Consider the following 9,075-nt stretch of genomic DNA (forward strand, 5'->3'; position numbering starts at 1 on the left):
TGATTACTCTGCTCCAATGCTGGACTACTCATCAGTCGCATAGCTTCCAAGACATCTTTTGCTTTTCGCCGATTGATGCTGGGTCTGGCGTTGCGAATCTGATTTATCCATCACCTAAAGACTTCTGGAAGAGCTTCAATCCAGACGCATATCGCGAGAATGTTGTGCACAATTTATCGCCACTCAAGTGGGAGTCTGTGCGTAGCCAGTGTTAGCCCGTTGGTCGAGCATGCTTGCGCAAAAAGCCGCTCAGGTCGCTCACTTCTTCGCTAGATTTTCATGAAAAGAAGCTTTCGCGAATACCTCGTCAAGGCTATGAGGTGTGCCTGTGATGACATGCTGAGGTTCTCAGGAGACCCAGCGATGCGGCTTAATGCTGAGTATCTATTTACAGTTGCCGTTGCGAAGCAGATTGACGCACTCAATCACTTCCACGGCGAGCCGTACCAAATTTACCTGGAGAAGAAGACTCGTGATTTTGCTAAGGATTGCTTGCATCCGATCAAATTTGGCCACCCCTTGCAGCGGGGATCAGTCTCAATCAGAAAGGGCGTGCCAAAGCTTACTAGAAATGGGCGAATAGATATCGCGATCTATGAAGACATTCTAAATAATGGCTTCTTGGGCAGTCAACCAGTCTGCGCAATAGAACTAAAGGGATTCAACCCCGCGAAAAATCTTGTATTAAAAGATCTAAGAAGGAACCTGGAGTACTTTTCACTGGCAGGATGCACTGGCGCTAGCGTTCTGGGATCAACCCTCTTTGGGGCACTACACGCATGGCCAAACATCGGAATAAACAGTGAAGAGCTGGAAAAGTGCGAATCGCTCCGCAAAAAGTATGAGGGCTGGCTTTCACAGCTCCCCAAGGTGCCAAACATCCACAGTGAAGTAACGGTCCATGAAGTGCGGAATGACCTAGAAGGCGAAGTGGTCGAAGAGGACGATTGCCACGTGCTTAACGCTGACACTATCCACAGTTATGTGGGGATTGTGGTGGAGTTCCTTGCGAGCAAAGCCTAACTTCACGATACGGCGCATGCGCCTGGTAGCTTCCTTCTTGCTCTGAAGGTCTATCGCTGCTGATTCTGAGAGTTCACTCAACAGGAAAGGCAACCACCCGCACTGAGCACGCGTCAGTAACCCGTATCCACTGCTCTTGGCTGATCCCTAGCCGCTCCAGCATCTCGCCCACACCTACTCCTGAAGTCAGCAATCGCTGCCCCCGTGCATGCAGCTCCCGCCACGTCGGCGGCACCTTCAGCAGGAAGCCGTTGTCACGGAGAAAGTGCGTGATCTCCCCATTGGCATAGGTGCGCCCGTAGGGCCGGAAGGATCCCCGTGAAGGGTCGTAGCGCCGCGCTGCTTTGATCAGCCCAATCATCGCCAGCTGCAGCAAGTCCTCTTTGGGGTGAACAGTGCGCCGAGCGAAGTTGCCGGCGATCTTCTCTGCCAAGTCCATGTGCTCCAGCGCCAGGGAATCAGCAGCTGCATGGGGCCGCACTGGCCGCTGTCGCCGGGGTCTGCAGCGCGGAGGCTGCTGAGCCTGACGTCTGGGCGGGTGATGGGCCGGTGCGTGCAGGTCGATATCCAGCTGCTCTGCCCGGGCATGGCAAGCCGGCTGGCGGTAACGCCGTTGCTTGAGCATTTGCGCCGCACCTGCGGCATCACCCACCAGCACGACTGTGATCGGCATGCAGAGCTGCAGCACAGCCGGTACCGGCACTGCAAGCCCCTGGCTCTCCACCAGGGATGGATTGGAACATTCCCGCACCGCGGACACCAGCGGCTCGCTCACCGTTCCCCTCACCTGCTCACCAGCAGCGGCGTCACCACCGGCTGGATGCCCTGGGCCTTCCAGTAGCGGCCTTCTAGCCAGAGGGCGCCATGGCAGAAGGCATCCACTAGGTCCTTGCTGCCCTTGGGAAAGCGGATCGCTTCTTCCACCAGCGGCTGGGCGCGGTGATGAAAGCGGATTTGCCCTGCTTCCACCAGGGGAGCGACGGCATGGGCGCGGGTTTCCTTGCTGCCTCTCGCGGTGATTGGCAGCATCCCCGGCACGCGGCGCCTGAGGGTTTGCAGCACCGCCGGTCCGTTGGCGGCGTCTTCGATGAGGACGGCATTGGGCCGCAGGCCCTGCTGCTCCAGCGCCTGCAGACAACCCAGCAGGAAGCGGATCACCTCCGGCAGGCCAAAGCGGTGCCGGGCAGCCCAGAGCGCCTCCATCTCCAAGGCAATGCACTGCAACGGCCCCTCGGGTTCGCCTGTGCGCGGGTTGAGCGATCTCGTTGGTGGTGCTAATAGGCCCGCCAGACAGAAGCCGCAGTAGTCGCTCTCTGCCTCCCCCTTGAAAGACAGGTCACAGGAGAGGGCCAGCAGGGCGTACTGGCGCTGCCGGCCAGTGGCCGCTCCTGCTTCCTCGCGGGGGAAGGGCGGTCTTATCCAGTTGCGCAGAAAGATCGAGCCAGACGCCGGACTGGGCCGCTGCTGATAGAGCGCTGCCCACCAGTAAGCACCAAGGCGGGCGCGGATCTTGATCAGTTCCGACAGGGGAAACCGCTCCGGGCACAGCGCCTCTCCCGGGTGGCGCCAGTCGGGTATCAAGGTGCAGGTGGGCGGCAGCTTGGGGCGTTCAGTCGGCTCTTCTGCAACAGCGGGTAGATCGAGCACAGTCCACTGCTGCGGCGCCTCGCCTAGCTCCTGCTCGTACAGCCAGCCGATCACGTCCTGGTGGTCCCAGCGGGTTAGCACCACCACCTGGGCTGAGAGGTTCGGCTGCTCGCTGCCGTCTGGTCCCAGCACCATGGCCGGCTCAGCCCGGGTGAGCCACACCGAGCGCAGCCAGTCGATCAACTTCTGCCGCAGAGCAGGACTGGCGGCATCACCGGGGCCCTTGTAGGGGTCATCAATGATTCCCAGGCTGTAACCCTTGCCCGTAAAGGGGCCATCGACGCCGGCGGCAATGCAGCCACCTCGCTGACGGGTGAGCCAGTTGCCGACGGCCGCCGAATCGCGGGCCAGCAGGTGGCCGGTCACCCGGTAGAAGTGGCGGGCTTCTCGGGAGTGGGCATAGGCCAGCTCAGCTGAATAGGAAGCGATCGCCGCAAAGAGATGCGGGTAGCGCTGCAGGAAGTAGGCCGGAAACAGCTTGGAAACCAGGAGACTTTTGCCGAGCCGGGGAGGACAGGTGACGATCAAGCGGCTGAGCTGGCCATCGGCCACCTGCTGGAGAAGGTCGATCAGCACGTCGGCCCAGCGGTGGAAGCCATAGCGGGGGTAGGCCTCGGCAATGAAGCTGCGCAGGCTCTGGGGTTCTGCTGGCTCGGCTGCGGTGGTCGTGGGCAGGTGCAGCAGGCCGGCGTCACCCCAGGGGTCGAGCCCGCTCAGTAGCAGGCCGCTGCTAGCTGCTGCAGGGCACTGCACAAGTGCCGTACTCGAAGGAGCGCCCGTCATCCCCTCAGCTCCGGTGACTTGATGGGGCCCCGCAGGATGCCGCCGATCTCAGCAATCACCCGGAAGGCACCCACCGCCGCAGAGAACTGCTCGGCATCCATGGCGCGGCGGGCGCAGTCGTAGAGGGCGTAGATGTGCTGCGCCTGATGTTCGAGGCGGTTGCTGATCAGGTCTTCCACCATCCGCTGGCGTGCCGCATCCAGATAGGAGCGGACCGTGCGGGTGTTAGTGACCCCCCAGCTGGCTCCTGCGTTTTCGTAGATCCGCAGCAGGGGCATGCGCTGGGCAATCCACAGCTGCGCCTCGGCGATGCGCCGCTCCACCTCCATCGCCGTGGGCCTGGGCGCCACCTTGCCGCGACGGCGGAGGCGGGGCGGATTGCCCTTCCCGACTGGCCTAGAGGGATCGACGCCGGCTGAGGGGAGGAGGGCCCGGCCATCGGCGTCCTGATCCAGCGAGGCAGAGCGCAGGGCCTCGATGACCTCGTCGACAGGTGGCGCTTGCTGAAAAGACATCAGCCAGACAACCAGAGCCGCAGGGACCCATCCGGGGAGTACGCAGGTGCCATGACTGGAATTTGTTTCAGCGAAAGCATAAATGCTTTATCCACGCTCGCATATCCGCAGGCCTGATCACCGCTCTGGCCGCAAGTCAGCTTTGTAGCGGCTGGTCCCGGAACGGCTGGAACGGCGCTGGAACGGCCCGCGTTCCGGCCAGATCGGTTGCCAGAGCAGCGTTCCCACGGTGGTGGAACAAATGGAACACTAAATACAGATATAGATATAGATAGAGGCCTAAAGTTGCATACCAATTGGTGGGGCTATTGGGTTACCGATCGGGCCGATCCCTTGCCGAGGCTTAGCTGCCTATTTATCTAGGGGGATGTCCTTGCTGAGCGTTCCACCCGTTCCAACCATTCCACCCATTGCAGCGCAATCGATCTGGGCGTTTGGGGGGCGGAACGCCGCGTTCCACCTAGATCCAGGTCACCGCGAGGTAACCGGCCCTCGTCTCAGGCCAGAATGGCTGCGCTGCAGTGGATCTGCGCTGCCGAGCTGTTCAGAGGCCATTGATGGGAATGGCGCAGGCCCTGGCCTTGGAGCCGGCCCCCTTGAAGCGCACCGAGTTCGTGGTGGGCTGCGCTCCCGGCAATCTGGAAAGGATCGTGCTCCAGCTGGAGGCCCACGGGGTGCCGTCGAGGATGCGGGCGATCGCCTCGGCGGTGTTGCTCACCAGCAGGTGGCCCTCCTGGATGCGTATGCCATGGCGCGAGAGGATCTCCTCGGCATAGCGAGCGCTCACGGGATCAAGACCGCCGGGGGTGACGACCGTCTCAACCAGCTCGCCGACGTTGCGTGTATGGATCCGGTCCTCGGTTTCCACCCGCAGTTCGAATTGCAGGATGCGATTGAGACAGCGCCGTTCATCGGGCAGACCGATGCTCTGCTGAAAGGTGCTCCAGTCACTGCCAGCGATCAGGGCCTGGGCCTGGGCAGCTGTCGGGACTTCACTGGACTGCAGGGCCCAGGCGCCAGCGAGCAGCGTGCCGTACTGATCCCCCTGATGCTGGGAGCCGAAGTGAGCCGCCGCAACGCGGGAGAACACCCGCACTGCCTGGCGGATCATCGGGAGCAGCACCACGGTTCGGGCGATCAGGCGCCGGCCGGCGCCGGCAGTGATCTGCTCCTCCAGGTCACGGTCGAGCTCCTCCCAGTGGCGCTGCCGTGCCGGTGGCTGGAGGTGATCCGGGGCCCGCAGGGTGAGCTGGGAGAAGCGTCGTCTGTCGGCGCCCTGCCTGAGGGCGGTTGAAACGCTGCTGAGCAGGAACATCGAGCGAACCCGGAACCGCTGCACCTCCCCTGCGGCGGAGCCCTTGCCGATCGAAGCACGTGTCTCACTAGAGGCGTAGCGGGCCAGGGCAAGGATCTGCTGAATACGCTGCTGATCGGCTTTCTCGTTGCTCTCGGCCTCGTCGATCACAACCGGCAGGGCATCGGAGCGCAGGGCCTGGCGGATGAAGGCCTCGGTTGTGTTGCCCACCACCGGCAGGGCGAAATCCCCAAGCAACACCCCGACAAAGCGCTCCAGCAAGGTCGACTTGCCCGATCCTGCAGCGGCTGTAAGCCAGAGGTGAGGGCGCCAGCTGAGCGCCCCGGAGATCGGCGCCAGGGCCACCCAACCTGCAAGCAGCAGGGAGGACGCCGGGATGTCCCAGTGAAACCGCTCGGCAATCGAGAGCACCATGAACGCTTCCTGATCGCTCAAGGGAGTGGCATCGCCGGGCCCGTGGATGGCCGCGCCGCGCTGGTAGTGAAAGCGTGAGCAGAAGGGTTGGGTGATGGGCTGACTGCGGCCATCGACAACGAGGCGATCACCGAGGTGGAGCACCGATTGCCCTGCATCGGCCCAGGCGCCGCGACCGCGCAGGCAGTCCAGATCAAAGATCCCAACGGCGGCCTGCTGCGTAAACAGATCAGAAGCAGCAGCGGTCCAGTTGACCCCCGTCTTGGAGGGGAAGAGGGTCTCCCAATAGGCGATCGGCGCCAGGCGACAGAGATTCATGCCGCCGTGGGAGGAGGAGGCCAGTCGCACCACCTGACCAGTCGAGCGGGGCTGGTAGTAGTAGCCATCCCCATCGAAGCCGAGGCAGAGAAATGGCCGTTCGCCTGGGGTGTGGGCTGCCCGCGGCGGCGCTGTTCCACCAGGAGTGGGACCCGCAATTACCGAAACGGCGCTGCAGTCACCTGCGGCGTGATTCATCCGCAGGTGGGCGGCCCTTGCAGCCCGCAGGATCACGCTGATGCGCTCCCCTAAAAGCCCCGGAGCGTCATCAACCGAACCGCCCGCCGGCAGGCCGCTCCAAATCTCACCGGCCGGCAGGTGGAGCAGCGGCAGACCCACCTCCGCTGCGGCCTTGATCACCTGGCGGGCGCGGCGCTGGCCCTGCTCATCGTGATCAGAGAGATAGACGATGCCGGCCACACCGGCCTGCCGGAGGGCGCGATAGCGCTCTGCGATCTGGGGGCTGCTGTGGGCGTGGCCCGGTTGGGTGGAGGCGAGGAAGCCGCCGCTGATCAGCAGGTCAGCGCACTTCTCCCCTTCCAGCTCAAGCAGCCAGTGGCCGCGAGCCTGCAGCAGCGAAGACCACTGGTACATGGGCCAAGGATCTGGCCCGGCGCCGCGCTGCCAGCCCTGGTCGGTGCGGTGGTTGGCGTAAAAGAACTTGCCGCCGGATCGATCAACACGGCTGACCCGCTGGTGGTCGGAGTAGGCGTAGGGACTGCCGGTGGGCAGCGGCGCAGCCTGCTCATCGAGCAACGCCAGGTGGAATGCCGCCACCGCTTTTGGCAAGGGGGGCGGCGTGGGGGCAGCAGAAGCCAACAGGCTATCCCAGGAGACATGGGGCTCCGCTCGCTGCGCTGCGGCAGGAGGCGGTAGCGCCACCCTCAGCGGTTTTGGTTGTTCCAACCTGAGATGGGCCTCGAGGTGGCGGGCGGCGGTCGCAAAATCCCAGCCGGTCACGCGCAGCAGCAGGTCCATGCCGCTGCCGCCACCGCCGCTGCGCTCGCGGCCGCCGCACTGGTTGCAATACCAGCCGCCGGGTCCGTCGTCGCGGTCCCAGCGGTAGCGGTCGGTGCCGCCGCAGGCGGGGCAGGGCTGGTGCCGGTCCTGCAGCTGCTCCGGCGTCAGGCCGGCCAGTTCCGTCAGGAGCCGGGGCCAGTGGCCGTCAGCTGCGAGCAGCACATCGCTCACCATCAGCGCAGGGAAGCCCCAAAGCTGGAGAGGGAGTCGCCGGAGAGGGAATCGCTGGGGGCAGGGGGCAGCCTGCGCTCGTCGCCGCGCATCACCTGCACCAGGGTGCGCCTGACGAAGGAGGCGCGGCTTTCGATGCCGTCGGCGTTGCGGTCGATCCAGGCGACGACGGGCTCAGGGAGCTGCAGCTGTACGCGCTTCATGATGACAGTGGAGTGCTACCGCAAAAGCCTAGCAATAGTTTCAGGTAGTCCTAAAGTCGGGCGAAGTGCTGTCGGCGTGCCGTGGCCATCGCCCTGCGTCCTTACCAATTGGAGGCCGTGCAGCGGGTCCGGCTTGCCTTCCTGGAGGGGCACCGCGCCGTGCTGTTTGTGCTGCCCACCGGTGGCGGCAAGACGGTGGTGTTCAGCCACATCGCCCAGCAGGCGGCAGCGCGCGGCAACCGCATCGCCGTGCTGGTGCACCGGGCCGAATTGCTGGAGCAGGCCTCCCGCGCCCTGGCGGACCTGGGAGTGGAGCACGGCCTGATCGCTGCCGGCCGCTCGATGAACCTGCGGGCACCGGTGCAGGTGGCCTCGGTGGGGTCCCTGGCCCGGCGCTTGTCGATGCTGCCGCGCGATTTTTTCCAGCTGCTGGTGGTTGATGAGAGTCACCACGCGAGCGCATCCACCTGGGCGAAGGCACTGGAGCACTTCAACACCGCCAAGGTGCTCGGCGTCACGGCGACACCCTGCCGCAGCGATGGCCAGCCTCTCGGCGCCTGGTTCTCCTGCATGGTGCTCGGTCCCACTCCCGCCTGGCTGAGCGACAACGGCTACCTGGCACCGGCCCGGGTCTATGCCCCACCGATCGGCTTTTCAGCCAAGGGGCTGCGGCGCCGGATGGGGGATTTTGATCTACGCCAGGCCGCCGGTGCCCTCGGCGGTAGCCGCATCCTGGGCGATGCGGTCAGCCATTACGAGCGCCACCTGAGCGGAAGCACGGCGATTGCCTTCTGCTGCTCGATCGCCCATGCCCAGGCGGTGGCCGAGGCCTTCACTAAGCGGGGGATCAGGGCGGCCAGCATCGACGGCAGCCAGGATGTAGCCACGCGCAGGCAGCTGCTGGAGCAGCTGGGGTCCGGTGAGCTGAAGGTGCTCACCAGCTGCAGCCTGATTGGTGAGGGAGTGGATGTGCCCTCGGTGGGCGGCTGCCTGCTGCTACGGCCCACCCAGAGCCTGGCGCTGCACCTGCAGATGATCGGCCGCTGCCTGCGCCCGCAGCCAGGGAAGACCGCGGTGATCCTCGATCACGTCGGCAACATCGAACGGCTTGGCCACCACCTCGATGAACAGGAGTGGAGCCTTGATGGCGTCAAGAAGCGTGAGCAGAGCAAGGCCCCGCCTGTGAAGACCTGCCCGCAGTGCTTCTGCGCCATGGCCAGCACGCTCAGCGTTTGCCCGGAATGCGGTCATGTGTTCCGGCCGGAGCGCCAGAAGCTGATCACGGTGGAAGGAGAGCTGCGGGAAATCAACCAGCAGGAGCTGCGCCGCCAACGGAAGCGGGAGCAGAGCCGAGCCCGAACCGCCACGGAGCTGGAGGCCCTAGGAACCCAGCGCGGCATGAACAACCCCAAGGGCTGGGCACGTCATGTGATCGCCAGCCGCCAGACGCGAGGACATTGGAGCCTGCTGGCGTGAGCGAGCAGGAGCTACAGCAACAGATTCGGCTGCAGCTGGGCTCCAGTCCAGTGAGGCTGTGGCGCAACAACGTCGGTGCGTTGCGGGATGAACGCGGCCGGCTGGTGACCTATGGGTTGTGCAAAGGCAGCAGCGATCTAATCGGCCTGCGCCAGGTGCTGATCGGCCCGGAGCACCTGGGCCAAACCTT

General features: G+C 64.2%; 7 protein-coding genes and 1 pseudogene. 3 read left to right on the forward strand and 5 right to left on the reverse strand.

Features of this window, described 5'->3' with window-relative positions:
- Positions 1-279 precede the first annotated feature (279 nt).
- Entirely contained in the window at positions 280-1,023 is a 744-nt protein-coding gene (locus KBZ15_RS12640; RefSeq protein ID WP_255015546.1) for a hypothetical protein, read from the forward strand.
- Between the two features lie 73 nt (positions 1,024-1,096).
- On the opposite strand, the gene KBZ15_RS12645 is transcribed toward KBZ15_RS12640, so the two are convergent.
- The 5 genes from KBZ15_RS12645 to KBZ15_RS12665 all read right to left on the reverse strand — a co-directional run bounded on the left by KBZ15_RS12645 (position 1,097) and on the right by KBZ15_RS12665 (position 7,409).
- Complete coding sequence (locus KBZ15_RS12645) at positions 1,097-1,798, reverse strand: sigma factor (RefSeq protein WP_255015547.1); 702 nt, start codon at positions 1,796-1,798, stop codon at positions 1,097-1,099.
- An 8-nt stretch (positions 1,799-1,806) separates the two neighbouring features.
- On the reverse strand, positions 1,807-3,453 hold the full coding sequence (locus KBZ15_RS12650) for a terminase (protein WP_255015548.1): 1,647 nt from the start codon (positions 3,451-3,453) through the stop codon (positions 1,807-1,809).
- A complete protein-coding gene (locus KBZ15_RS12655) occupies positions 3,450-3,968 on the reverse strand; it encodes a hypothetical protein (RefSeq protein WP_255015549.1) in 519 nt (172 codons plus the stop codon). The genes KBZ15_RS12650 and KBZ15_RS12655 overlap by 4 nt, the downstream gene beginning before the upstream one ends.
- 544 nt (positions 3,969-4,512) lie before the next feature.
- Positions 4,513-7,209, reverse strand: a complete 2,697-nt coding sequence (locus KBZ15_RS12660) for a primase-helicase zinc-binding domain-containing protein (RefSeq protein WP_255015550.1) — start codon at positions 7,207-7,209, stop codon at positions 4,513-4,515.
- Positions 7,209-7,409, reverse strand: a complete 201-nt coding sequence (locus KBZ15_RS12665; protein ID WP_254930856.1) for a hypothetical protein — start codon at positions 7,407-7,409, stop codon at positions 7,209-7,211. The genes KBZ15_RS12660 and KBZ15_RS12665 overlap by 1 nt, the downstream gene beginning before the upstream one ends.
- A gap of 81 nt (positions 7,410-7,490) precedes the next feature.
- Here KBZ15_RS12665 and KBZ15_RS12670 point away from each other — a divergent pair, with 81 nt between their 5' ends.
- Together KBZ15_RS12670 and KBZ15_RS12675 are read left to right on the forward strand one after the other, a co-directional pair.
- A complete protein-coding gene (locus tag KBZ15_RS12670; RefSeq protein ID WP_255015551.1) occupies positions 7,491-8,885 on the forward strand; it encodes a DEAD/DEAH box helicase family protein in 1,395 nt (464 codons plus the stop codon).
- A pseudogene (locus KBZ15_RS12675) lies at positions 8,882-9,075 on the forward strand (VRR-NUC domain-containing protein); the annotation flags it as partial. The gene KBZ15_RS12670 and the pseudogene KBZ15_RS12675, both read left to right, overlap by 4 nt.

This window comes from Cyanobium sp. BA20m-p-22, assembly GCF_024346275.1.
GTDB lineage: Bacteria > Cyanobacteriota > Cyanobacteriia > PCC-6307 > Cyanobiaceae > Cyanobium_A.

Coding starts and splice junctions, on each gene's coding strand:
- KBZ15_RS12660 (WP_255015550.1), bottom strand. CDS start 7,209: ATGGTGAGCGATGTGCTGCTCGCAGCTGACGGCCACTGGCCCCGGCTC.
- KBZ15_RS12655 (WP_255015549.1), bottom strand. CDS start 3,968: ATGTCTTTTCAGCAAGCGCCACCTGTCGACGAGGTCATCGAGGCCCTG.
- KBZ15_RS12640 (WP_255015546.1), top strand. CDS start 280: ATGAAAAGAAGCTTTCGCGAATACCTCGTCAAGGCTATGAGGTGTGCC.
- KBZ15_RS12665 (WP_254930856.1), bottom strand. CDS start 7,409: ATGAAGCGCGTACAGCTGCAGCTCCCTGAGCCCGTCGTCGCCTGGATC.
- KBZ15_RS12650 (WP_255015548.1), bottom strand. CDS start 3,453: ATGACGGGCGCTCCTTCGAGTACGGCACTTGTGCAGTGCCCTGCAGCA.